Annotated in this window: 25 protein-coding genes and 1 CRISPR repeat array (1 of these 26 running past the window's edge); of the genes, 5 read left to right on the top strand and 20 right to left on the bottom strand. The window is 37.1% G+C overall.

Annotation, left to right across the window (positions count from 1 at the left end):
• Nucleotides 1-2,292: direct repeats of the CRISPR family, unit length 30 nt; unit sequence GTTTCAATTCCTCATAGGTAGGCTCAAAAC (it extends 802 nt beyond the left edge of the window).
• A gap of 222 nt (nucleotides 2,293-2,514) precedes the next feature.
• The 12 genes from cas2 to HS1_RS07925 form a co-directional block, all read right to left on the bottom strand.
• Nucleotides 2,515-2,778 carry a CRISPR-associated endonuclease Cas2 gene (gene cas2 / locus HS1_RS07980; RefSeq protein WP_066063402.1) on the bottom strand — a complete coding sequence of 88 codons (264 nt, stop codon included), beginning with the start codon at nucleotides 2,776-2,778 and terminating at the stop codon, nucleotides 2,515-2,517.
• Between the two features lie 75 nt (nucleotides 2,779-2,853).
• Nucleotides 2,854-3,846 (bottom strand): type I-B CRISPR-associated endonuclease Cas1b, encoded by a 993-nt coding sequence (cas1b, locus tag HS1_RS07975; RefSeq protein ID WP_066063399.1) that lies wholly within the window; start codon nucleotides 3,844-3,846, stop codon nucleotides 2,854-2,856.
• Between the two features lie 98 nt (nucleotides 3,847-3,944).
• Nucleotides 3,945-4,388, bottom strand: a complete 444-nt coding sequence (locus HS1_RS07970) for a PIN domain-containing protein (protein ID WP_066063396.1) — start codon at nucleotides 4,386-4,388, stop codon at nucleotides 3,945-3,947.
• On the bottom strand, nucleotides 4,372-4,599 hold the full coding sequence (locus HS1_RS07965) for an AbrB/MazE/SpoVT family DNA-binding domain-containing protein (RefSeq protein WP_066063393.1): 228 nt from the start codon (nucleotides 4,597-4,599) through the stop codon (nucleotides 4,372-4,374). Before HS1_RS07965 ends, HS1_RS07970 begins: the two co-directional genes overlap by 17 nt.
• A gap of 61 nt (nucleotides 4,600-4,660) precedes the next feature.
• Complete coding sequence (cas4, locus tag HS1_RS07960) at nucleotides 4,661-5,155, bottom strand: CRISPR-associated protein Cas4 (protein WP_066063384.1); 495 nt, start codon at nucleotides 5,153-5,155, stop codon at nucleotides 4,661-4,663.
• 221 nt (nucleotides 5,156-5,376) lie between these two features.
• Nucleotides 5,377-5,619, bottom strand: a complete 243-nt coding sequence (locus HS1_RS07955; RefSeq protein ID WP_066063382.1) for a hypothetical protein — start codon at nucleotides 5,617-5,619, stop codon at nucleotides 5,377-5,379.
• Nucleotides 5,620-5,866: 247 nt separating this feature from the next.
• Nucleotides 5,867-8,176, bottom strand: coding sequence for a CRISPR-associated helicase/endonuclease Cas3 (locus HS1_RS07950; RefSeq protein WP_066063379.1), 2,310 nt, complete (start codon nucleotides 8,174-8,176; stop codon nucleotides 5,867-5,869).
• Between the two features lies 1 nt (nucleotide 8,177).
• Complete coding sequence (gene cas5b / locus HS1_RS07945) at nucleotides 8,178-8,897, bottom strand: type I-B CRISPR-associated protein Cas5b (RefSeq protein ID WP_066063376.1); 720 nt, start codon at nucleotides 8,895-8,897, stop codon at nucleotides 8,178-8,180.
• Nucleotides 8,885-9,862 (bottom strand): type I-B CRISPR-associated protein Cas7/Csh2, encoded by a 978-nt coding sequence (gene cas7b, locus HS1_RS07940; RefSeq protein ID WP_172793663.1) that lies wholly within the window; start codon nucleotides 9,860-9,862, stop codon nucleotides 8,885-8,887. The genes cas5b and cas7b overlap by 13 nt, the downstream gene beginning before the upstream one ends.
• The gene (locus tag HS1_RS07935; protein ID WP_066063373.1) at nucleotides 9,846-11,624 is read right to left on the bottom strand and encodes a TIGR02556 family CRISPR-associated protein; all 1,779 of its coding nucleotides are present in this window, start codon (nucleotides 11,622-11,624) and stop codon (nucleotides 9,846-9,848) included. The genes cas7b and HS1_RS07935 overlap by 17 nt, the downstream gene beginning before the upstream one ends.
• Nucleotides 11,618-11,809, bottom strand: coding sequence for a hypothetical protein (locus HS1_RS07930; RefSeq protein ID WP_066063370.1), 192 nt, complete (start codon nucleotides 11,807-11,809; stop codon nucleotides 11,618-11,620). Before HS1_RS07930 ends, HS1_RS07935 begins: the two co-directional genes overlap by 7 nt.
• A gap of 399 nt (nucleotides 11,810-12,208) precedes the next feature.
• Nucleotides 12,209-12,397, bottom strand: a complete 189-nt coding sequence (locus HS1_RS07925; protein ID WP_066063367.1) for a hypothetical protein — start codon at nucleotides 12,395-12,397, stop codon at nucleotides 12,209-12,211.
• A 309-nt stretch (nucleotides 12,398-12,706) separates the two neighbouring features.
• Here HS1_RS07925 and HS1_RS13165 point away from each other — a divergent pair, with 309 nt between their 5' ends.
• Genes HS1_RS13165 through HS1_RS07905 form a run of 5 tightly spaced genes read left to right on the top strand, consistent with a single transcriptional unit; the run spans nucleotide 12,707 to nucleotide 16,281 of the window.
• On the top strand, nucleotides 12,707-12,856 hold the full coding sequence (locus HS1_RS13165) for a hypothetical protein (protein WP_216638260.1): 150 nt from the start codon (nucleotides 12,707-12,709) through the stop codon (nucleotides 12,854-12,856).
• Complete coding sequence (locus HS1_RS07920; protein ID WP_066063364.1) at nucleotides 12,846-14,597, top strand: HAMP domain-containing histidine kinase; 1,752 nt, start codon at nucleotides 12,846-12,848, stop codon at nucleotides 14,595-14,597. The genes HS1_RS13165 and HS1_RS07920 overlap by 11 nt, the downstream gene beginning before the upstream one ends.
• On the top strand, nucleotides 14,594-15,349 hold the full coding sequence (gene pstB, locus HS1_RS07915; RefSeq protein ID WP_156469422.1) for a phosphate ABC transporter ATP-binding protein PstB: 756 nt from the start codon (nucleotides 14,594-14,596) through the stop codon (nucleotides 15,347-15,349). The genes HS1_RS07920 and pstB overlap by 4 nt, the downstream gene beginning before the upstream one ends.
• 1 nt (nucleotide 15,350) lies before the next feature.
• Complete coding sequence (phoU, locus tag HS1_RS07910) at nucleotides 15,351-16,007, top strand: phosphate signaling complex protein PhoU (RefSeq protein WP_066063358.1); 657 nt, start codon at nucleotides 15,351-15,353, stop codon at nucleotides 16,005-16,007.
• Nucleotides 16,008-16,029: 22 nt separating this feature from the next.
• Nucleotides 16,030-16,281: a hypothetical protein gene (locus HS1_RS07905; RefSeq protein WP_066063355.1), complete on the top strand. Its 252-nt coding sequence runs from the start codon at nucleotides 16,030-16,032 to the stop codon at nucleotides 16,279-16,281.
• A 107-nt stretch (nucleotides 16,282-16,388) separates the two neighbouring features.
• Here the strand turns inward: HS1_RS07905 and porB are convergent, their stop codons facing one another.
• From porB to HS1_RS07865, 8 genes are read right to left on the bottom strand one after another with little or no spacing between them, the layout of a single operon-like run.
• Nucleotides 16,389-17,360 (bottom strand): pyruvate synthase subunit PorB, encoded by a 972-nt coding sequence (gene porB / locus HS1_RS07900; protein WP_066063352.1) that lies wholly within the window; start codon nucleotides 17,358-17,360, stop codon nucleotides 16,389-16,391.
• 22 nt (nucleotides 17,361-17,382) lie between these two features.
• A complete protein-coding gene (locus HS1_RS07895) occupies nucleotides 17,383-17,679 on the bottom strand; it encodes a 4Fe-4S binding protein (RefSeq protein WP_066063349.1) in 297 nt (98 codons plus the stop codon).
• A gap of 4 nt (nucleotides 17,680-17,683) precedes the next feature.
• Complete coding sequence (locus HS1_RS07890; RefSeq protein WP_066063346.1) at nucleotides 17,684-18,229, bottom strand: pyruvate ferredoxin oxidoreductase subunit gamma; 546 nt, start codon at nucleotides 18,227-18,229, stop codon at nucleotides 17,684-17,686.
• Nucleotides 18,223-19,074 carry a CoB--CoM heterodisulfide reductase iron-sulfur subunit B family protein gene (locus HS1_RS07885; RefSeq protein ID WP_066063342.1) on the bottom strand — a complete coding sequence of 284 codons (852 nt, stop codon included), beginning with the start codon at nucleotides 19,072-19,074 and terminating at the stop codon, nucleotides 18,223-18,225. The genes HS1_RS07890 and HS1_RS07885 overlap by 7 nt, the downstream gene beginning before the upstream one ends.
• Nucleotides 19,062-19,595, bottom strand: a complete 534-nt coding sequence (locus HS1_RS07880) for a 4Fe-4S dicluster domain-containing protein (protein ID WP_066063338.1) — start codon at nucleotides 19,593-19,595, stop codon at nucleotides 19,062-19,064. The genes HS1_RS07885 and HS1_RS07880 overlap by 13 nt, the downstream gene beginning before the upstream one ends.
• Nucleotides 19,595-19,996, bottom strand: a complete 402-nt coding sequence (locus HS1_RS07875; RefSeq protein WP_066063335.1) for a 4Fe-4S dicluster domain-containing protein — start codon at nucleotides 19,994-19,996, stop codon at nucleotides 19,595-19,597. The genes HS1_RS07880 and HS1_RS07875 overlap by 1 nt, the downstream gene beginning before the upstream one ends.
• On the bottom strand, nucleotides 19,966-21,312 hold the full coding sequence (locus tag HS1_RS07870; protein WP_066063332.1) for an aldehyde ferredoxin oxidoreductase N-terminal domain-containing protein: 1,347 nt from the start codon (nucleotides 21,310-21,312) through the stop codon (nucleotides 19,966-19,968). The genes HS1_RS07875 and HS1_RS07870 overlap by 31 nt, the downstream gene beginning before the upstream one ends.
• On the bottom strand, nucleotides 21,313-22,488 hold the full coding sequence (locus HS1_RS07865; protein WP_066063328.1) for a transketolase C-terminal domain-containing protein: 1,176 nt from the start codon (nucleotides 22,486-22,488) through the stop codon (nucleotides 21,313-21,315). It lies immediately after the preceding gene.
• Nucleotides 22,489-22,503 lie beyond the last annotated feature (15 nt).

The following is a 22,503-nucleotide window of genomic DNA, read 5'->3' as shown; positions in this document are numbered from 1 at the left end:
TTCAATTCCTCATAGGTAGGCTCAAAACAAACTGGAAAAGGGCTTGACATCTATCTTTAATGTCAGTTTCAATTCCTCATAGGTAGGCTCAAAACGAAGTGCTAGAGGACATTGGATATTGGTTTGGCCGTGTTTCAATTCCTCATAGGTAGGCTCAAAACGTGATTACCGTCATAAGTGCTAGTTATAACCAGCTCGTTTCAATTCCTCATAGGTAGGCTCAAAACTATGGAGGCTGTCCTATACATATCACTAATCATCTTTCGTTTCAATTCCTCATAGGTAGGCTCAAAACTCGTATCCAAATATAAAACCATATATAAGGAAATCGGGTTTCAATTCCTCATAGGTAGGCTCAAAACTCTGTCTTGAAAATGATAGCAAGAGGACTTACAAAGTTTCAATTCCTCATAGGTAGGCTCAAAACTGGATGTTACCTCATGGCGAGGCCGTCCAGTAGAGTTGTTTCAATTCCTCATAGGTAGGCTCAAAACTCAGCAGAAAACAGTTGTGTTAGGCAAGGTAAATATGGTTTCAATTCCTCATAGGTAGGCTCAAAACCTCCATATATCCCTCTAGTGCAGGGGCCTATCCTGCGTTTCAATTCCTCATAGGTAGGCTCAAAACAAAATGGTTAAAATTTTAAATCTTACCCAGCATGAAGGTTTCAATTCCTCATAGGTAGGCTCAAAACAATGCGGTGGTAAATGCTCTAGAATTTTCAAAAAGGGTTTCAATTCCTCATAGGTAGGCTCAAAACACACGCCACCAAACTGAGCATCAGAAAAAGGAAGCCAGTTTCAATTCCTCATAGGTAGGCTCAAAACGTGATTGAGATATGTGAAAAGTGGTTTTTGATAGAGTTTCAATTCCTCATAGGTAGGCTCAAAACAAATGAAAAAAGCCAGAATTAAAACTGCTATATAACTGTTTCAATTCCTCATAGGTAGGCTCAAAACAGAGCCTTGGACATCATGCCTTTCTGGCGAGACAAGTGTTTCAATTCCTCATAGGTAGGCTCAAAACCGGATTTTGGTTAGACTGTTTTGATGAGGTAAATGGGTTTCAATTCCTCATAGGTAGGCTCAAAACTTATCCCCCCACTGCACCATAATTGTTTTCTCTCCCCGTTTCAATTCCTCATAGGTAGGCTCAAAACCCCCCCTTTATACCCCAACTCATACACATAACTCATAGTTTCAATTCCTCATAGGTAGGCTCAAAACGAAGAAGTTAATGATGGAGAGTTAAATTTTGAGGCGTTTCAATTCCTCATAGGTAGGCTCAAAACAGCTCTTCTACCATATCCCCTACCCCTACTTGCAACAGTTTCAATTCCTCATAGGTAGGCTCAAAACAAGCACCCCCATGTATGTGATGGATGAGGAAGAGGATGTTTCAATTCCTCATAGGTAGGCTCAAAACAGGTATGGGATGTCCTATCAAAAGTTTTATCTTTGAGTTTCAATTCCTCATAGGTAGGCTCAAAACCTGAAGAAGTCTCAGTTTGAGGCTCTTTGGCCATTGGGTTTCAATTCCTCATAGGTAGGCTCAAAACTACTTACTGTGGATGACTATCTGCGTCTTCGTGCACTGTTTCAATTCCTCATAGGTAGGCTCAAAACTTGAACATTATGACGGCATTTGATTATGGGTTTAGTGGTTTCAATTCCTCATAGGTAGGCTCAAAACACCCTAGGGTACTTAGTGCAGTGGCCATACTGGGTTGTTTCAATTCCTCATAGGTAGGCTCAAAACTTTAAAAACCTTGCAGGAGTAATAAAAACAATTGGTTGTTTCAATTCCTCATAGGTAGGCTCAAAACCTAGAAAAAAGATAATTTCTCGCTCTACATTTCTTGGTTTCAATTCCTCATAGGTAGGCTCAAAACTGGGAAGAGATACAAGAGAAAGCAATGGAATACATGTTTCAATTCCTCATAGGTAGGCTCAAAACAGACTTCCCCGAAGAGTTTGCAGAGTGGGCAGCAAAAGTTTCAATTCCTCATAGGTAGGCTCAAAACTTACGAGAAGCTTACAGAGCATGGTGGAGCAAGGATGGTTTCAATTCCTCATAGGTAGGCTCAAAACTGCCTAGAAGTGCCTCAGTGTATTTCCATGATGTTGTGTTTCAATTCCTCATAGGTAGGCTCAAAACTGAAACCTTTTTAAGAAGGTTAGGCTTTGCATTTGACGGTTTCAATTCCTCATAGGTAGGCTCAAAACTCCGCTCTTCCTGTTTGGCGTCTGCATTCTCACTAAGGTTTCAATTCCTCATAGGTAGGCTCAAAACGCATTTTCCCCTCTTTATTGCTAGTTGTCGTTCCCGGCCAAATTGTCAAAATAGCTCTCTTATTCATTTTCCTTTAGCAAGGTTTTACTGATGTGTCAATACTTTTGGTTATTTTTATGCCTCTCGTCGTTTCCTGGGTCTTTTTACACTAGGAGGCATTGACGATAAACATTAAATACGTAAAATCTTTACTCTTACATCCAGCTATCTACTAGCCACCAATCACAAAATACATTCCTCTCCACCTTTTTGAATGCCCATAATTTCGCGGCTGCTGTAACGAGTGGTACGGAAGGTGTAGAAAATCACCGAGTCTTTTTCCTCATTAATAATATGCTTTAATTCAGTTCTTAGTTTTTCTAGCTTGGCGGGGCTGATGTCTCCTTCTAACACCGAGTTTTGCACCCAGTGGAGAAATTTACGCCCTGTTTTTAATACCTTGTTTACCCGCTTTACCTCTACATCATAAACCATGATGACAAACATTTCTATAGAACCTCTTATTTTTTTCTCTTTAAACTCACAGCATCTTTTTCAATCACTAGTCACCAATTACCAAAATTACCACCTGGCTATGAATGGTTGATAACATGCTTCGTCCATCAGGTGTTTTTCAAGTTTGTATAACTCTAGACGAATAAGCTGGCGGTAAGAGACATTTCTTCTTAATTTTGGGTGCCGAATAGTGGCCTTTAGCCGTTTGTCTATTTCTTCCACAAAAAGTATACGTCCTTTCTCATTAAGCACAAGACCGTTTAGGTGTTTTTCAAAGTATGTTTTTTTGACCATTTTTTTATTAACCAGGGTGAAAATAAGTCTGTCTACAATAATGGGTTTAAAGATCTCGGCTATATCTAAGTTAAGGCTAAATCGGCGAAAATTTGTGGTATGCAAAAAGCCAATGCGTGGGTCAAGGTGGGTTTTATATATTTCACTTAGCGCTACCACGTAAAGTAAACTATTGCCAAAACTGATTAAGGCGTTTAAGCGATTACGTGGTGGTCGGCGTGTTCTTTCTTCAAAGATAAAATCGCTATTACTTAAAATTTTATCAAATGCCCGATAGTAATAATCTCTGGCATTTCCTTCAAGTGCCATGGCTTCTTCTACACTTTTTGTATCTCCAATGCTATTTTGAAGTTTTTCTATATTGGCTCTAATTTCCTCTAATGCCACACCACGATTAATATAATAAGAAAGCACCTTTTTTATGTTTTCCATTGCTCCCCAGACAAAAAGCCTCGCCAAAGGTAAACGTTTTTCTTTGTCCAAATAATGTTCTGCCTGTCTTAAAATCATATAGCCTGAATTTAAGTGCTCTCTAGGATAAAAACTACCAACATAATAGCCATAATGATTGAAAAAGTGCAAAATGATTTCCTGCTGGGAGAGAAATTCAAGTATTCGTTTATTAATACTTACTTCACCAAAAATCAAAATTTCTCCAGTATTCTCTACTGGCACATATTTACGCCCTTTCTCTCCTTCGAAATAGATGGTATTTTGCTTGCGTTTTAACTCCCCATCTGAAAAGATATAAATGGTTTTTTTCATGATTGAAGATACTATCTTAAATTGATGACATCATAATGGAATTGCTTGTAAAAGACAATAGTGTCGGACAATACTAAGTAAATGAGAACAATACTTACTTAGTCTTTTGGAGCAGAGGAGGTTTTTCTTAATAATTTCTTCTTATAAGGCAATATAAGCTGTTTAACCTTATGCTTTAAAATTTCATATTCAGGGTCCTTGTGAACTAAAATGGCGTTTTCTTTCTTAGCAAAAGCAGCAATTATTGCATCAGCTAAAGAAATTCTATACTTTGCCTTAAAATAGCTTGCTAACATAAGAGTAGGCTCATCTATTTTCCATAAAATTTCTAGGTCTAAACTTTTTATCATTGCATATCTTTTGTCTGCGGTCTCTGTGCCTTTTTCCTGTAAAGTAATATAATAAATTTCTAAGAGAATGATGAATGGCACAACAATCTTCTCATTTTTTAGCAGCCTTTCTACCTGGTTTGCTCCCTCTTCATCTTCTAAAAGTGTGAACCAGGCTGAGGTATCAAAAAGGTATTTATTCTCTTCTCTCATCTAAGGCTCTCTCTTTGAGCAATTTTTCTAGAAGTTTTTCTCCCTTTGCTATACCTCGCAAAGAGCTAATTGTATTTTTAGGTATAGGAATCACTTTAATTACCTCTTCTGTATCAATCCATTGAAGGATGGTTCCCTCATTTATTTTATATTTTTTCCGAATAGAAGCCGGAATGACTGTTTGTCCCCTTTTTGTTACTGATGTTTTCATTTTAAATCACCTCCTTGCAAATTATACAAGGCAATATGGTAAATTACAAGATAAAAATTTATTATACCCAACAAAATTCCTTATAAGCGCAGTGAGAGCAATATTTAGTTCTTTGTGGTAAGGGTGGTTTTTCTTGTTTTATAATTTCTTTGATAGCGGAGATGGTTTGTTTCAGTTCAGCTTTTATGTTTTCGGTCAATTCTACCTTGATGCGTTTTTTCTCCTTGGGAATTAAAAGCTCACCTGTAGCAGCAATGCCATATTGTTTTAGGCAATAGAGGTAATAGGCCAGTTGCATCTTGGCTGGGTGTTCAAAACGAGAGGACTTTTTGATCTCACCTACAATAAACTCACCGTCTGCCTTTTTTATCAAATCAATCTTAATATGTCCAAGTTCTATTTCCTTTTTCTCCCTAGCATAGCTTTCTTTTTGAATAAGACGTCCAATCTCTAAAAACGGATCTTCTTGATTAGGATGTAACTCATGTGCCATGAGCCAAACTTCTCTTTTGCAAACATAGTAATACCAGATTAAGGTGCCAGTGATGCGTAGCATTGATTATTTTAAATAAACTGAACAAAAATTTGAAGTTTTGTGCATTTTAGTGCACAAAAATACTAAAATATTTTGTTGTCAAGTAGTGTTTTAAAATTCGCTACCTCTCGTGACAAGCGTTTTAATGTTAAATTATAAGATGGTTGCTAATGAAAGGCAGATATGTCTAAATAAATCCAAGCTGGATTTTGATTGCTTTTTCTATCTCAGCCATCTCTTTTTCAGTCACAGAACCCAATTTTATCTAAATTTCCAATCAATCCCTCTGTCCATTCTTTAGCTTCCTTTTCTCTTTGTCTATCTGCTGCCATTTCTTGATAAGCTTTAGTAAGGTCTTCTTTTACCACATAAGGCCGTACTAAACTTTCTATAAACTTACTTATTTTCCGTGGCCCAACTACACGATGTAAGGCTTCATAAACTTCCTCAGAAATAGTTATGTTTAATCTCCTTACCTTTTGCATTTTTACCTCCTGGCGCATTATAATACGCATAAATGAAGACTTCAAGTAATCCTAAATGTAGTACCCATCTTCATTTACGCTTAAAAACGCCCATAAACAGTGAATTTGCGAAAAACAACTGTCAAATTTAATGAAAAACTTGTTTGAGAAGATTGAGGTGGAAAGGAAGGTGATGGGGGGGATTAATTCCCAGCACGGCTATATAAAAAAGACTTGCTTCTTTTCTCCCCACTCATCCCTACCCCTCCTAAAAAACCATCACTCCTCCTTCAAGCTTATATCCTGTTTCTTTATCATAAAAATCTTCCAATTGTTCATAAGGCACATATAAAAGGTTTTCCACTACAGGAGGTCTGTTTTCTATGGTTTGAGGCACGCTGATGATGTATTGACTAAATCTTGATTTTATCTGCTCATAGGCCATTTTTCTTTCAAACCTGTCTTTAATCTTGCGAATTTGGGTAAATTCTTTCCATAGCATTTTTGCTTCTTCATCATATTCTATAAACACCTCCCACTTAGGATAATCTTCTTCTATAAGACGAAAGTTACTTACTGGATAGGTTTCTTTTTCGCCATTAAAATGCAAGGTCTGTAAAGATTTCAATAAAGCTTTTGCCGTTTCATCGGGCTTTTCTTGGTTTACTTCCTCATAATAAGAGTTTATGAGTTCTAAAATGTCAGGTTCAGAAATAGAGCTATATCTGACCAAAATTTTCTCTGTTTTGTCAATTAACCAGAGATCATAAACCTGATAGGCATAGCGTTTTCCCTTTTCATTGATAAGATTTAAGACATACATTGTTCCTTTTTCTTCAGCATTCCTGTTACATCTACCTGCTGATTGGATAAGGGCATCTAATGGAGCTAAGTCTCTATAAACAACTGGAAAATCTATATCCACTCCTGCTTCTACCAGTTGCGTTGAAACACAGAGTTTGTATTTACCCTGCTTAATTTCTTTAATGCGTTTTAATCTCTCTTTAGGAATGATATGCGTGGTTAAGTAAGCAATCTTCTCTTGAGGATACCTTCCTTGCAAAAGGCGAAAAAGGGTTTTGGCCGCATTGATGGTGTTTACGATAAATAATGTTTTCTTTACGGGAGAAAATTCATTAATAAATGCCTCTAAAGTTTGTTTCTTAGTTAAATGAGGATAAATAGTAATTCTGTCTAACTGCCTAAAGTATTTTTCTTTTTCACAGGTATCTCTTAAAGCACTTTTAGGGAAAATTAAAGGCTGGGTAGCCGTGCAAAGCAGAATGTAGGTGTTAAGCTGTGTAGCCAGTGAAGTCAAAATTCCCTTTACTACCAGCCAGTATTTGTGATGTATTGCTTGCACTTCATCCAAGATGATAATAGCACCTGCAAGCTTGTGGAACTTACGCAACATTCTATTTTTGTAGCCAATAAGTGTGTGGAAAAGCTGGATGAAAGTTGTGACAATTATTTCGGCATTCCAGCCTTCTAATAAAATTTTGGCAGCATCAAAGTCAAACTCTCTGTCATTTTCATAAAAAACTATATCCGTAAGGTGGTGATGTTTAAGCAAATAATGAGAATCTATTTTATATTCTGTACTTAACACCTGCTGATAAATTTCATAGTTTTGATCAATAATGCTTAAAAAGGGCAGGGCATAGATAATGCGTGGGGTATAGCCAGACTGGGCAATATTTTCTCGCAATTTAAGGGCAAAGTGTAACCCTATTAATGTTTTTCCCAAACCTGTGGGTAAATTTAAACAATAAAATCTCTCCCCTAAACTAATTGGACAGCTACCTACTTCTTCAAAGGCCAGGTCTCTTAAGTGATTGATAAAGGTCTGTGGAGCATTTTTAAAGACTGATTCTTTGTATTTTAAAACGATTTTCCCAGAAATATCCCGGCGTTCTTTAACAATACTTTCGTCTTTTAAAACCGTAGCCGTCTTATCAGCATCCAAGAGGATGGAATATAACAAAGCTAATTTCAAATAAAGATATAGGTTGTCTCCATTTAGTTTTCTCAAATACCTACGTCTGATTTTGCTTAACTCAGAGTGAATATCTTCAAGGTATCTCGGAAATTCTTTTGGGTCTAGCTTTAGAAACGGTGCGTTCAGTCTCTCACTTAAGCTTTGAAAAATTGCCTCTAATTCTTCTTTATTTAAAGCTGCAAACTGTTTTTTCAGCGTTTTAGTTTCATCCAGAGAGGTTTCAGTTTTTATATCTGCTAAATCATTGTGATGTCTTTTTACCACCACAAAACAAAGAAAAGGTAAAAGGGAATCGTCTGTAATTTGTTTTGCCAGATAATATGTCCAGATGGCGGAAAAAAGGCTGTGGTGCTGTAAGGGAGATTTTTTCTTTTTATCTGCGGTAAGGTAATCCTGAAAATAAGAAGTGGCCTTACCTATATCATGTGTTGCTCCGAGTAAGATGGCTAGCTGGACAAATAACTCTTTTGGAAAAAGGGAAGTGTGTTTTTCTCGGGCCAATTTTTGAGCTGTAAGGGCTGTTTTATATAAATGTTCCTCTAAAGTTGTGCCGTCAGAATGCGCATAAAGCTGCTTCATATTAGAAGGTAACAATACACTCGTTATTTTCCAGTAAGAAGCATTCTTTTACTTTAAGTTTTAACGGATTTTCTATTTGTCCATCAGGATTAAAGATCACATCTTCATAAGAAGTAACTTCTCTGTCAGGTGTCATGTTACAAGGCACTCTTTCTTTAAAATATTTCTTTCCCTGTTCTAAAGAGACATTTATGAACTTGGACATGGACACTACGCTGTGAATATGAAGTTCTTTTTCATCTTCTTTCTTTGCTTCAAATTCTCCCATATAATCAAAATTAGCCAAACAAGATGCTAAGCCTAAAGAAAGTGTGTAGTGGGTTTTATGGGCAGATAGATTTTCTTTTAATTTATCTTGCCACTTGGGATTATGAAAGCAGACATATATCCTGAAACGACATTCTTTTAAAAATTCTGTTTTTACCTGAATACGGGGTTCATGATAGGCTTTTTTTACTGGCACCCAAAAATTATCTTTGGTATTCACAAGGTTAAGCCCGTATCTTGCCTTTTTGATTAGATTTACGATGGCTATGCTTAAAGATAGGGTATTTAAATTAATATGCCGTAAATATTCTCTTTTATCCACTCCTAAAATCGCCCCTAACATGCCAAATACTGCTGTTGGTGGAGGAAAGGAGTGGGTAAGGGGCGAGGTAGTGGTATAAAACCGTTTAAAATGTCCGTAATCTCCCCAGATGTCAAAGACTAAAAATTGCATAATTTTACGTTAATCCCTTCTTGATTTAGTTGGTTTTCAAAATCATCAGGCTTTGTCTTAAGCAATCCATCCTTACCATAGATAACTTCTTCAATTCTATCTTTGTGTTTAATTAATGTTTCAATAAGCCCACTTGCATCCAGTCTATAGTCTTCTATTCCTCTAACTTCCTCATCTGGTTTATCTGTTACAAGCTTTATCCGTTTATCCAAGTCTCCAATATGATAATTCTTTTGTTTATAAACCACCCTCAATAAAAACCTTGGCATCTGTCCCATTTTGGAGCGGGAAATAAGATTTTTAGTGCCATTCCAAAAGGCCTCCATAAGAAGATTTACATCGTCTTCGGTAAGATGCGTAATTTTAGCCGCATTTTCATTAATGACGCTGTAAAAACAGATTAAGGCATAGGGCAAAACCCATTCTTCTCTAAAGGTCTTTTGTTCTTTACCTGCTTCTGAAGCAAAGGCACCTGTGCCTTTAATGTAGTGCAGTTTTACCCGATGTAATGACTGACCCATCTTAAATTGCACAGGGCCGGTATAGGTAAGAGAGCTTTTTTCCTGTCTGCTCTTTTCCAAAGGAATAGTAGCTCCAAAGAGCCTCACATCAATACACTTAGATAAAATGTTTTTTTCAATAATTTCTTTCATTTTATTTAAATCTAACTTAGACTTATCAAGTTTGTTCCCTTTCTCATCCACAAGAAAATCCTCAGCTCGTGCCTTGGCATCTTGAATGTTTCCTGGGGCAATTTCTATTTCTCTTACAAAGATTTCTTGGTTCTTAAAATCATGTAAATAATCTCTCACTGTCCGTTTTAACCGCACATCGGTTACAATGTTTTTACCTGTTTCTTCATCTATGCGTGGCTTGTTTTCATCGGCAGGATCACCATTAGGATTTGCCCAGGCAATATCATACAAAAACAATATTTCCGACCGATTTTTAACTATTTCTTTCATCTCCTCCTCCTGTGTTTTCTGCTATTTCCTTTACTTCACTGGCTAAAGCCATGCCCACGGCAAAATAGAAATTAATTTCATCTAAAGTTATTTTCCAATTACTACCACTATTTAATAGATTTTTAGATGCTTCTTCTGCCAAAAGACGTTTACCTCTTCCATAGCTCTCATACTCAATAAACTTATTGATAACCTTGGGCAAAAGCCCTTTTATTTCACTTTCATTCATCTTAAGTCCTTTTAGTTGTTTGAAAAAAGGCATACTCCCATCCCTTTTTACCCGCTGAATTTGCAAAAGAAGCTCAGTTAAGGCACCTAGCAAAAAGAGCCCTCTTTTTAACGCACTATCCAGTTGATACTTTTCATATAAAGCAACAAACATGCCTTCCTCCTTAAAAGATTTTATAGGAAGCAAACCTAAATTAGTAAAAAAGTCTAAGTTCATTAAGGTATAACGCACACTGTTTTGAAAACGGTAGTTATCATTTTGCGCATAGGTTTTAAAAAAGTCTTTTTTTATCTCATGCATAAAAAACTGTAATAGCCAAGATAAACTTAATGTCCTATCCTTGAAAACCTTATCTATTACTTCCAAAAAATACTTATCCAAATCTGCTCTTTTATTTTTCTCATCGGTTTTAAAAAAGAATTTGCGTAAGCAATGATCAAAATTATAATCTAAAGGCTCAAATTTCTTATCTACCTTATATTTTGCCTTAAAAATGGTTTGCAATCTGGAAGGTAAAACATCTTCTATTAAAAGCAAAATGCGCTCTGCGGATTGTTCCTTTTTTAAGAACAAAAGATAAAAACTGATGGTATCTTCTGCTTCTTTAAGATAAAATAAGATATCTTCTTCATCGGCCGTAATATTCTTTTTACTTTCCTTGCTTAGAGTAACTCGCTTTTGGGCATTCAATAAGATATCTAAAACTTCCTCTCTTACTTGCTCTTTCCCCAAAAGAAAGTGAGGAATAAGAAAATACTGCATACCCTTAACAAAAGTGAACTGTAAATTTTGCAAGAAATTTTTGCCTTCTACCAAACTTAACTTACAATCAGAACAAAGAGGAAACATGTGCCAGGCATCTTCTTGAATAAACCCGCCAGTAATAAAACCTGGTTTGTCTATGTTAAAAAACTTAAAGATAGACGAATCTAAAAATACAGATGATTTTCTCTGTTTACACAAAGAGCAAATCTTATTTTGACCTGCAATTTTGGCCTCTTTTTCAAATACCTTTTTAAGAAGAAAGTCCTTAAAAATCTTTAAGTCTCCAAGATAAAGCCACTCATTATCCTTTTTAAAACGCAAGGTCACGCAGGAAATCTTTGTTTCTTCCCATTTTTCTCCCAAATCGCTGACAATTTCCTTTTCTTTCTCTTTTAAAAGTTCGTGCAGTGTTTGTATGAAAGATTGGTCTTCTTCAGAAAATTCTTTTTTTCTCTTTTCACAATCCCGAAACCAACCTAAAATTTTAATTTGATATGTTCTAGAAGTGTCTGTAATTTGGGTAGTGGGAGAAAAATTAGCTCCCCTAGAAGAACCTCTTTTATAAAGATACTTTTCAATTTTATCTGTCCGATACGGCTCTATACTTATTCCTAAATATTGAGGTGCGGTGGTTATATCTATGTCAATAGTCAAAAGCCGCGGCTCTTCTTGGTTGGCCTTGTAAAGGGGTTCTAATAAAATGGTTAGTTTATCTTTATTTTCTCTATCTAAAATACAATCACCTAGTTCTTTGACAGCGTCTAACATTCTGTGCCTGTTTCTATCTGATTTTTATCCAACAACACTATTGCCATTTCTGTCTTTCCTGAACCAGTTGGGGCTTTGACCAAAATGGGAAATTTATCGTTTAAGGCCAAATGAAAGAACTGAAGCTGATGGGGAAAAGGATTTTTTATATCCAAATAAATTTCATAAAATTTCTTTGCTTCCATTTCCACTTACAATAGAAAAGTTTTATTAATGTGTCAATTAAAATTTTTATCCTGCTCACCTTACCTTTCTTTTCGGAAAGTTTCTGGAAATTATTTGGTTACTTCCCAGGCTGTGTGTGAATCGCATTCAGGTTCTGTTATTCTCAAAGTAGGATCAGTAAACGCCCTTTCTGTGGCCGATTTTGAGCACTATTATTATCTCTTCTGAAAATTTAACGTCGAATAGAACGCGGTATTCTCCCACTCTTAACCTGAAATCTGCTAAAGGATGGGCAGTTAGATGTCGAACATTTGATATCCGGAAAATTTCTTAGTTTTTCTATGGCTTTTTTTATGCGTTGAAGATCGCTTTTTGAAATATTTTTCAAATCCTTTTTGACACCCTTGGCGTAAATAATATCAAATGTCTTCCCAGAATTCTTCATGAGTTAAATACTCGCCTCTTTCTACTTCTTTCCTTCGATCTTCAATTTCTTTTCTAAGCTGTGTATATTTTTCTTTTTTGAGAAGGTTATTTATAAATTTTCTCAGTAAATTTCTATCACTTGGACTAAGCTTTTGTTCAAGCCGGGAAATGTCACCCTCCATATCACCCCTCCTATCCTTTGATTAAACCACATGGTCATTATGACACATCGCAGGGAGAAACTCAAGTTTCAGTTGTCCCCCGGTAAGTGTAAAATTAAATGTGTAAATTTTCAAAACATAAAAAACAGAGTATATTCTCCTATAAAGAAAACTATTATAGGAGGAGACGATAATGAAAGAATTGACAGAACTTAAATTGACCGATTTATGGAAAGAAGGAGGAATTTGTCCTGCTACAACTGCTACAGCCTATTAAGATTTCTTAAAAAGGGTTGCACAACTTTTTCATAGATGTTAAATTTTCAACAGATGCCCACTATTCTGGTTATTGAGGATGATAAAGATATTGTCAATTTGATTGCCTATCATCTGGAAAAGGAAAAATATAAGGTAGTGTTAAGAAGGATGTCTTCCTCACCAGAAAAGCACTTCTTAAAGGCAGACCGTTTTGAGGAATAGACTTGGTCTGAGGGAAAAATTATTTTTATCTTTTTTAAGTATTTTAATCCTTTGTTTTACTATTGCCTATATATATCTCAAATTTGGTCTAAGAGATTACCTTATAAATCAGCTAGAAACAAAACTAACACGAGAGAATGAACTCATCCGCAGCTTTTTAATAAAGCAGGATTTAACCCTTAATTTTGACCTGGATCCTTTGGCTGATGAGATAGGAAAGATTCTGGGAGCAAGGGTTACTATCATTGATATTTCAGGAAGGGTAGTAGCTGATTCAGAAGTAAGTAAGGAAAAATTGAGATATTTGGAAAATCACAGTCATAGACCAGAGGTAATGAGTGCCTTAAAGAGAAATATTGGAATAACCAAGCGTTATAGCACTACTCTAAGACAAGAAATGCTTTATGTGGCCTTACCCTTAGTAAAACAAGAAAATTTAATAGGGGTAGTAAGAATCTCTTTGCCTCTAACCCAAGTTGAACAGACCATCTCTCAAGTAGAAAGGATTATTTGGATGTCTTTGGGATTGGGACTTTTTCTGGCTATAATTATTAGCCTCTTACTTTCTCAGAGCTTTACTAACCCAATTAAAAAAATTACAGAAACTGCTATTACTCTGGCCAAAGGAGATTTCAAAAAGAGGATTGGTATTTATCCTAAAAATGAAATAGGCACATTGGCTTATACTATTGATGATTTGGCTAGAAGAATTGACCAATATATAAGTCAATTAAATCAGGAGAAAACTTATTTAGAAACTATTTTAAAAAGTATTTATGAAGGAATTGTGGTGACGGATAAAAAGGGGGAAATTGTGCTTTATAATAATGCCTTTAAATCACTCTTTCCCCAAGTAGAAATAGGCAAGAGTTCTATAGAAATCTTGCGAGATAAGGCATGGATTAAGGGAATAGAAGAGGTGATAAATGGGACAGAAAAGATATCTATAGAACTAGTTATTCCTTATCCCCAAGAAAGGGTCTTTGAAGTGCATCTTTGTGGCATAAAACACAATGTAGAAACAATTGGCACCATCGCTGTATTTTATGACATCACTCACCTAAAAAAGCTTGAAAAGATGAGGAAAGACTTTGTGGCCAATGTCTCACATGAATTACGCACGCCCCTTACCAGCATTAAGGGATATGCAGAAACGGTGTTATATGAAAAAGACCTAGAGAAGATTAAAGAATTCACCTCCATTATTTTGAAACACACGAATTTTTTAATTAAACTAACACATGATTTAATTGAGCTTTCTAGGATTGAAAGTGTGGGTTTTCGGGTGGAAAAAGAACATATTTCCTTAAAAGAATTAATAGAAGAAATAATGGAAACACTTAGAGAGAAGGCCCAAGAAAGGGGTATTGGAATGGAAATAAAGATAAAAGATAACCAAACTATATGGGCTAATGAAGAAAAGGCAAGACAAGTGTTTAATAATCTTATTGATAATGCATTAAAATATACAGAAAAAGGTAAGATTGAAATAAGTGCTGAAGGACAAAATAATTTTATGCTTATAAAAGTTAGTGACACAGGCATAGGCATTCCCAAGAAGGATTTAACTCGTATCTTTGAGCGTTTTTATAGGGTGAATAAAAATCGCTCCAGGACATTAGGGGGTATAGGATTAGGACTTTCTATTGCAAAACATATTGTTGAAACCCATGGTGGCGAGATTTGGGTAGAAAGCGAATTAGGAAAAGGCTCTACATTTTTTATTAAATGGCCAAGATGAAAATAAAGATAGTTACCGAAAATCTGAGCTTTTATTATGGAGACTTTTGTGCGTTAAAAAATATCTCTCTTGAATTTCTAGAGAATAAAGTAACTGCCCTAATTGGGCCTTCGGGTTGTGGAAAAAGCACCTTCATTAGATGTTTAAACAGGATGAATGACCTCATCCCTGGAGCAAGGGTTGAAGGAAAGGTGCTCTTGGATGGTAAAAATATTTATGGTAAGAACATAGATGTGACAGAGATAAGGAGAAGAGTAGGTATGGTGTTTCAAAGACCCAATCCCTTACCGAAGTCAGTTTTTGAAAATATAGCATATGGGCTAAAGATAAATGGCAGGAGAAATAAAGCCGAGATTGCAGCCAAAGTAGAAGAAAGTCTTAAGGCAGCCGCTCTTTGGGATGAAGTAAAAGATAAACTTAAGAAATCAGGACTTTCTCTTTCTGGGGGACAACAGCAAAGGCTTTGTATTGCCCGTGCCCTAGCCATTGAGCCTGAAGTATTACTTATGGATGAACCGTGTTCTGCCTTAGACCCCATTGCTACTCAAAAAATAGAAGAGTTAATCCACAAACTAAAAGAAAAATACACTATTATTATTGTCACCCATAATATGCAACAGGCAGCCCGTGTCTCTGATTACACTGCGTTTTTTTATATGGGAAGGATTATTGAAGTAGGAAATACAGAAGATATATTTACCAAACCCAGGGAGAAACAGACAGAAGACTATATTACAGGAAGATTTGGATAATATGGAAAGGCGCTTTCACAATGAACTAAATGACCTTAAGATGAATTTGTTGAAGATGGCCTCTATGGTGGAAAGGTCCCTGGGTGACAGTTTAAAGGCTTTTAGAGAAAGGGATGAAAAACTGGCAAAAGAGATAATAAAAAGAGATGATGAAATTGATAACATAGAGATGCAAATAGATAAACAAGGTCTTTCTCTTTTAGCCAGATATCAACCTATGGCTAGTGATTTAAGGTTTATTACCACAGCTATGCGAATGAATTCTGACTTAGAGCGGTGTGGAGACCAGGCAGTAAACGTGGCTCAAAGGGTGATAGAACTGGCAAAGAGGCCACCCCTCTATTGTTGTTTAGATGAGTTACAATCCATTGCTGAAATAGCCATAGAGATGCTGAGTGAAGCAGTGAATGCCTTTGTTTATAAGGATTTAGACCTGGCTGTTAAAGTTTGTAAGAGAGACGATGAAGTAGATGCCTTAAGAGACTATATATTTACCACACTATTGAATTTTATGATGACTCATAGTGCAGGTGTCAAGCGAGGAGCACATTTAATTATTGTTAATGGGTGTTGGGAAAGAGTAGCTGACCATGCCACAAATATTGCCGAAGATGTAGTCTTTTTGCTAGAAGGAAAGATTATTCGACATCAGTATTAAAAGGAAACAAAGGGCTTAGATTATGGGTAAGAAAAAACAAAGCCAAGAGACAGAAAAAAATTTCAATGAAAGACTGTTGGAAATATTGCAAGAGCAGACAGAAAGTCTAAAGAAGATAGAATCTTGCCTGGTAACTCTTTTAGAGATTTTCCAAGCAAGGACTATGTCTGGTTCTGTTTTGGAAGAAATTCGCTCTGACCTTTCCACTATTAAGTATGAAATCTCAAGTATGAAAAGAACTCTTGAAAAACTTGAATGGAAAACCCTTTGGTAATATGAATTCTATCCAAAAAATAAAACGCAGCAAAAATGGGTATAAATGGAAGAGGTTTGCTATATGTGTTGGTAGCAAATTGCTAGTTTTAACCCTAAAAGCAGTTACTAAAAATTCGCTAACACACTCTCATAAAAACTAGCAAATCGCTCTAAGGCCCTGAGTTTGGCCATTTCTTTATTCACCCTTTCCTGGATGATTTCAATATATTCATCGGTGAGGTGTCTGAATCTTCCTTGCATTTCTAAATATTGTCTTACGGGTTTTAAACGACGGTGTGGATAATTAATCTTATATCGGCCATTTATTACCTCATATAATGGAAAGACCCCTGTCTCCACAGCCAAACGCCCTACTTCGATGGCTAAATTAGGAGCACACCGCCAGCCTGTGGGGCAGGCTGATAGACAATGGAGATAGGCAGGACCAGGAGTTTCTATGGCTTTTTTCACCTTATTCATCAAATCTAAATAATAAGTAGGGCAAGCGGTAGCTACATAAGGAATATCATGGGCCACAGCAATGGCAGGCACATTTTTTTTCCGGGTCATTTGACCGATACTTTTTTTACCAGCCGGAGAGGTAGTAGTGCGAGCGCCAAATGGGGTGGAAGAAGAACGCTGAATACCAGTATTCATATATGCTTCATTATCAATACATACATAAACAAAATCATGTCCTCTCTCTAAAGCACCGGAAAGGGCCTGCAGACCAATGTCCGCTGTGCCACCATCACCAGCAACTGCTAAAACAAAAATTTTCTCTTCCTTTAATTTCCCTTTACGCATCATGGCCTTAAGGGCTGATTCTACCCCAGAAGCCACTGCAGCTGCGTTTTCAAAGGCTACATGAATCCAAGGAACATCCCAGGCAGTTTGAGGAAAAGCAGAAGAAATAATTTCCATACACCCAGTGGCATTAGCTACAATAACCCTTCTACCTATTGCCTTGGTGATTAAACGCAAGGCTAAAGCTCCTCCACACCCTTGGCAAGCACGATGTCCTTGAGTAAAAAGGTCCTCTTTAGGTAACTCCCTCGCTTTAAAACCCTCAAATACCTTTTTTTCTGCTGGTATCATTTTTCTTACCTCATTAAAATTCCTATTCTTTTTCTTCTAAAACCATATTGATTGCCCCTTCAGGGCATTCTTGGGCACAAATACCACAACCTTTACAGTAATCTAAGTTACACTGAAAATAACCTTCTTCATCTTCAGTATAAGCCCCTTCAGGACAATAAATCCAACACCGTCCGCATCTAATGCAGGCCTCCTTATCCAAAACAGGACGTTGCGTTCGCCAATCACCGGTAAGAAATTTTCTGGCACTTCCGGGCTCAGTAATGGCTATGCCTAAATTCAATTTCTTCCAACTTATTATTGCATTTACCTTTCCCATATTTTTAGTCTCCTATTTTGGTTTCAGTAAAGGCCCTTTCCATGGCCTGTTGATTCCTCTTTGCTAAACGGCCAAACCTTTCTTCCAATACCTCTGCCAAAGATTCCAGGCTTACGATTTGAGTAGCCCTAATTACCGCTCCTAGCATAGTAGTATTAGTAATAGGTAAACGAATGGTATCCAAGGCTATCTTAGTGGCATCTACTGTGGCTACCTTTTGTTCAAAATCATACTCTTTCTTGACTTCAGTTGGGGTCTTGGGGGAATTAGTAATAATAAAACCATTTTTTTTCAAGCCTTTAGAAACCCCTGGTCCAAGCAAAGTAGGGTCTAATACCACTATTACATCTGGCTCATAAATATTTTGTCTTATCCGAATAGGACGATCAGAAACACGTAAAAAGGCTGTTACTGGTGCTCCTCTTCTTTCAGCACCAAAACTGGGGAAGGCCTGAGCGTATTTACCCTCGGCAATAGCCGCTTTGGCAATTAATTCCGTACAGGTAACCGCTCCTTGACCACCTCGACCATGAAATCTTATTTCTAGCATAATCCCTTCTCCTTTAACAAAGGTATTGGATCCACCAAATGACCTCTTGCCCATACTTCTGTATCATTGATATCCATAGCTAACACCATTAACTCTGTGAAATAAAAAATGGGAAGATAATAGTTTTTATTAAATTTTTCATTAATTTCCTTTTGTCTTAAATCCAAATTGGCATGACATAAAGGACAAGCGGTTACTATACACTCTGCCCCTACTTCCAAGGCATGGTCATAAAGTTTTTTTACTAATTGATGCACAACATCTACTCTGCCTACCGTAAGGCTAGCCCCACAGCAATCAGTCTTATAAGACCAGAATAGGCAATCCACACCTAATATTTTTAAAATCTCATCCATCTCTGTAGGGTTTTCAGGATGGGGATGATCGGTAACTTCTGGAGGACGAGTTAACAAACACCCATAATAAGCTACTGCCTTTAATCCTTTTAAAGATTTTCCTACTTGATGTTTCAGCCTCTTTTTATACCGAGGTTGAGCCAAAAAGCGCAGAAGGTCATAAACCTTTGTTCTACCTTCAAAAACAAATTCTGAATAAGCTTTGTTTAACAAAGCCTTTTGGGCTACTTTTAAACGGTTAAAGCAGGCAGCACAGGGAATAACTACATCCAGAGCCAACTTTTGTTCAGCGATAGCCAAATTACGCGCAGCCAAAGAAATAGCCAAATAATTATTGAGTTCATGAGCGGAACTGGCTCCACAACAATTCCAATCTGGTATTTCTACTAGCTCTATACCTAATTGCTGACAAGTTATGCGCGTAGTCATATCAAATTCTCTGCCTGTGGTCTCTAAAGTGCAACCTGGATAATACCCTAGTTGTTCCATGCCTTTGCCTTTTTAAAAATTTTTTTTATCTCGGATTTCTTATGTACACCTCTTATCCTTAAAAACAACTTCTTTCTTTTCCACATTTCAGGTATAAGCCATAAGTCGTCTAAAAATCTGGTGCTGCGCAACTTATATTCTGCCATTAATTCCCACTCATTTAGCTTCCCATGACGGCGCACTGAATTTAAAAATGCTTTATGAAAGGCCACGATAGGCTTTTCTGCTGGTTTGCCCTGTTTTATGGCCATCTGTCTTAAAGTATCTATTACCCTAGCAATGTCAATATGATTTGGGCATCGGGTGGTGCAAGTTTCGCAAGCCGCACATACCCAAATGGTATGACTATGTAACACTCTATCTTTTAGACCCATTTGGACCATACGTAACAATTGATGAGGGAGATAATCCATGGCAAAGCTCACCGGGCATCCCAAGCTACACTTAAAGCATTGAAAACACAGTTGAACCTTTTCTCCGCTATGCTGATTGACCTCTTTTAAAAAATCTGCAGTAAACATTATTCTTTAATCCTTACCAAACTCAAGGCCCCACTAGTGCAAAACTCGATACAGGCAGGACCTTCTGGTCTAAACGCGCAAAAATCACACTTTAAAGGGATACCACTATCAGGTTCTTTAAAAATAGACTTGTTAGTGCAAGAAGCCCGACAGAGAATACACTGGTCATAGGTTTTACCATTAATGGTTACCAGTTTTTTAGAAGCACATTCCTGCGTAATAGGCACATAAGGCCCGGCCATCAAGGGTAAAAATCTGTCTTCAAGACTAATTATCCTTATTCGGGCCCGATGGTAGTTAATCTTACCTGAGGTGTGGACTAACGAACAGGCCGTTTCGCAATGGCGACAACCGGTGCACTTATTAGTGTCTATCTGAATACGGTATAATCTTCCATCCATTTTAACCCTCTATTTTTCAAACTTCCTTCATCCAACTCCTTTCCTGTAACTGTCTTAAAGGTCTCTTTAATCATCTCAAAAGGAAAACCCAAAAGAATATAAGGACATATTCCCAAGGCGTCTAAAATGTGCATTTTTTCATTAACCTGGTTTAGATTACCAAATATAATCCCCAAGTGCTCATTTAATTCCTTTTTTAATCCCTTAAAATATTCTTCTATGTTATATTCTTGGGCTAATCTGGCTGCACCTTTATGCAATAGAGAATCGTGATCGGTTATTAAATTTATAAGTCCTTCTATGTCACCGATTTTTAAGGAAGTTTCTTTTACCTTTCCCTGCTTTACCAATTCTATAACACATCTGGCAGCAACACTCAGGGCGATAGGGTCAATACCTTTTTTTAAACAAAGGTGATAAATTACCAAAATTTCCTCCAATCTATAGAGACCCAGGAGGTGTGTAAGACAAAAAAGTGTAGTAAAGTGAGGTAAAAATTCCTCTTGTTTTTGTTGCAAACAAGCAATAGGGCACCCTAAACACCCTCTTTTTTCTGAACCATAGTAAATCTTCTCCACTAAAGGCAGATTTAATTCCTCACATATATTAGCCATTTGTTCATAAATACGGTCTTTATTGTCTCTAAAATTTTGAATAGCTTTGGTAATAATATCAACAAATTTAGAGGCATGTGCCAGTTTGAAATCTTGTATTCCCCTTACCGCTATGGCCTTTAAGCGTTTTTCTCCAAAGACACTTCCAATTCCTCCTGAATGAGAAATAAGAAGACCATCATTCACTAAACTTGCTAATGCTGACTGACCTTCACCTGCCTCACCAATACTTAAAATCCTAATTTCATTTCCCAACCATTTACTATATCCATCTCTAATAAAATTTTCTGTCTCTCTAAGGGAAAGCCCTTTTATTTCTTCTCCTGATATGATTTTAACCTCATTATCTGATACCAATAGATAACTCCATACAGGCGCCTCTCCTTCTATAATAATCACATCGTAACCACAGAACTTTAATTCGGCTCCTAGGTGGTACCAGAGAGGACAACAAAAAAACTCGGGGAATACATGTGCCCCTATAGCACATAAGGCAGCACCTGGTGTTCCTGTGCCTGTAAGGACACCATTACTGATGACCAATTTGTTATTCTCAGCCGAAATATTTTCCAGCTCAGCTATCTTTCCTGTCAATAGGCAACCACCCAGGTAGTCTTCTAAAAGCTCTGTTGCAATAAGTTCTGTTTCCACCAAACCATTAGTTAAATTTACCCTTAATGCCTTGCCTTGCCATCCAAACATTTAATCTTCCTTTACATCAAAATGTATATATTGGGAAAATTTTGCTCTCCTAGCCTTCTTAGCTATCTCAGCCATCTCTATAAAACTTTCTACAGGCACATCTCTTCCCCCCAAGCCAGCCACAAATCCCTGAATATATGGTTTCTTGGGTTTATCATATAAAGAAGAGCGAATTTCAGAATAAACCGGACCACTATTAACCCCATAAGTAATAGCGCGGTCTAACACTACCAAAGTCTTTGCCTCACCTATGGCCTGATGGAAGTCTTTATGAGGAAAAGGTCGCCACAGGCGAATATAAATAAGACCTACTCTTTCCCCTTTATCCCGAAGTTCATCCACCGCCATCATGGCGTTTTCGGTAAAAGAACCCATAGTAACAAAGATGAGTTCTGCGTCTTCAGTGCGGTAAGTCTCTATAGGATGGTATTGCCTACCAAAGATTTGCCCAAACTCTTCCCAGGCCTTCACAATTGTATCATAAGATTGCATTAGCGCTACTTCTATTTGCCTCCTGGCCTCAGTATAAATCTCAGGCACACCCACCGGACCCATGGTAATTGGATGGTCGGGATGTAAGGTCAAAATCGGTTCCCTTGGAGGTAAATATTTTTCTACTGCCTCCTGGTCAACCAACTCTATAGGTTCAATCACATGGGTTAAGGTAAATCCATCCAGATTAACTATTACTGGCAATTGAACATTTTTATCCTCGGCCACCCTAAAGGCGTGAAAGGTTAAATCATAGACTTCTTGACCATTAATAGCAAAGGTTTGAATCCAAGCTATATCTCTCTCAGCCATAATATCACTGTGGTCATTCCAGATGCTAATAGGGGCAGAAAGGGCACGATTGGCCACTGTCATAACAATAGGCAATCGCATACCAGAGGCAATGAACAAAACTTCATGCATTAAAAATAAGCCTTGAGCACTGGTAGCGGTATAAACTCTTGCTCCGGTAGCCGAGGCCCCTACAGCTACACTCATAGCAGAGTGTTCTGATTCTACAGGAATGAACTCTGCATCCAATTCTCCATTGGCCACTAATTCTGATAAGTGTTCTACAATATGCGTTTGAGGAGTAATAGGGTAGGCACAAATAATGTCTACATCACAGAGTTTAACCGCTTCTGCTATTGCAATAGAAACCTCTATGCCAATGCGTTTGGGCATTGTATCTTCCTCCTT

Source organism: Candidatus Desulfofervidus auxilii (assembly GCF_001577525.1).
GTDB classification, from domain to species: domain Bacteria; phylum Desulfobacterota; class Desulfofervidia; order Desulfofervidales; family Desulfofervidaceae; genus Desulfofervidus; species Desulfofervidus auxilii.
The sequence above is the reverse complement of the archived record's forward strand: the minus strand, read 5'-3'. Positions and strand labels throughout refer to the sequence as shown.

Excerpts from the sequence above, each read along its gene's own strand:
- cas2 (WP_066063402.1), bottom strand. The coding sequence starts at position 2,778 with ATGTTTGTCATCATGGTTTATGATGTAGAGGTAAAGCGGGTAAACAAG.
- cas1b (WP_066063399.1), bottom strand. The coding sequence starts at position 3,846 with ATGAAAAAAACCATTTATATCTTTTCAGATGGGGAGTTAAAACGCAAG.
- HS1_RS07970 (WP_066063396.1), bottom strand. The coding sequence starts at position 4,388 with ATGAGAGAAGAGAATAAATACCTTTTTGATACCTCAGCCTGGTTCACA.
- HS1_RS07965 (WP_066063393.1), bottom strand. The coding sequence starts at position 4,599 with ATGAAAACATCAGTAACAAAAAGGGGACAAACAGTCATTCCGGCTTCT.
- cas4 (WP_066063384.1), bottom strand. The coding sequence starts at position 5,155 with ATGCTACGCATCACTGGCACCTTAATCTGGTATTACTATGTTTGCAAA.
- HS1_RS07955 (WP_066063382.1), bottom strand. The coding sequence starts at position 5,619 with ATGCAAAAGGTAAGGAGATTAAACATAACTATTTCTGAGGAAGTTTAT.
- HS1_RS07950 (WP_066063379.1), bottom strand. The coding sequence starts at position 8,176 with ATGAAGCAGCTTTATGCGCATTCTGACGGCACAACTTTAGAGGAACAT.
- cas5b (WP_066063376.1), bottom strand. The coding sequence starts at position 8,897 with ATGCAATTTTTAGTCTTTGACATCTGGGGAGATTACGGACATTTTAAA.
- cas7b (WP_172793663.1), bottom strand. The coding sequence starts at position 9,862 with ATGAAAGAAATAGTTAAAAATCGGTCGGAAATATTGTTTTTGTATGAT.
- HS1_RS07935 (WP_066063373.1), bottom strand. The coding sequence starts at position 11,624 with ATGTTAGACGCTGTCAAAGAACTAGGTGATTGTATTTTAGATAGAGAA.
- HS1_RS07930 (WP_066063370.1), bottom strand. The coding sequence starts at position 11,809 with ATGGAAGCAAAGAAATTTTATGAAATTTATTTGGATATAAAAAATCCT.
- HS1_RS07925 (WP_066063367.1), bottom strand. The coding sequence starts at position 12,397 with ATGGAGGGTGACATTTCCCGGCTTGAACAAAAGCTTAGTCCAAGTGAT.
- HS1_RS13165 (WP_216638260.1), top strand. The coding sequence starts at position 12,707 with ATGCCCACTATTCTGGTTATTGAGGATGATAAAGATATTGTCAATTTG.
- pstB (WP_156469422.1), top strand. The coding sequence starts at position 14,594 with ATGAAAATAAAGATAGTTACCGAAAATCTGAGCTTTTATTATGGAGAC.
- phoU (WP_066063358.1), top strand. The coding sequence starts at position 15,351 with ATGGAAAGGCGCTTTCACAATGAACTAAATGACCTTAAGATGAATTTG.
- HS1_RS07905 (WP_066063355.1), top strand. The coding sequence starts at position 16,030 with ATGGGTAAGAAAAAACAAAGCCAAGAGACAGAAAAAAATTTCAATGAA.
- porB (WP_066063352.1), bottom strand. The coding sequence starts at position 17,360 with ATGATACCAGCAGAAAAAAAGGTATTTGAGGGTTTTAAAGCGAGGGAG.
- HS1_RS07895 (WP_066063349.1), bottom strand. The coding sequence starts at position 17,679 with ATGGGAAAGGTAAATGCAATAATAAGTTGGAAGAAATTGAATTTAGGC.
- HS1_RS07890 (WP_066063346.1), bottom strand. The coding sequence starts at position 18,229 with ATGCTAGAAATAAGATTTCATGGTCGAGGTGGTCAAGGAGCGGTTACC.
- HS1_RS07885 (WP_066063342.1), bottom strand. The coding sequence starts at position 19,074 with ATGGAACAACTAGGGTATTATCCAGGTTGCACTTTAGAGACCACAGGC.
- HS1_RS07880 (WP_066063338.1), bottom strand. The coding sequence starts at position 19,595 with ATGTTTACTGCAGATTTTTTAAAAGAGGTCAATCAGCATAGCGGAGAA.
- HS1_RS07875 (WP_066063335.1), bottom strand. The coding sequence starts at position 19,996 with ATGGATGGAAGATTATACCGTATTCAGATAGACACTAATAAGTGCACC.
- HS1_RS07870 (WP_066063332.1), bottom strand. The coding sequence starts at position 21,312 with ATGTTTGGATGGCAAGGCAAGGCATTAAGGGTAAATTTAACTAATGGT.
- HS1_RS07865 (WP_066063328.1), bottom strand. The coding sequence starts at position 22,488 with ATGCCCAAACGCATTGGCATAGAGGTTTCTATTGCAATAGCAGAAGCG.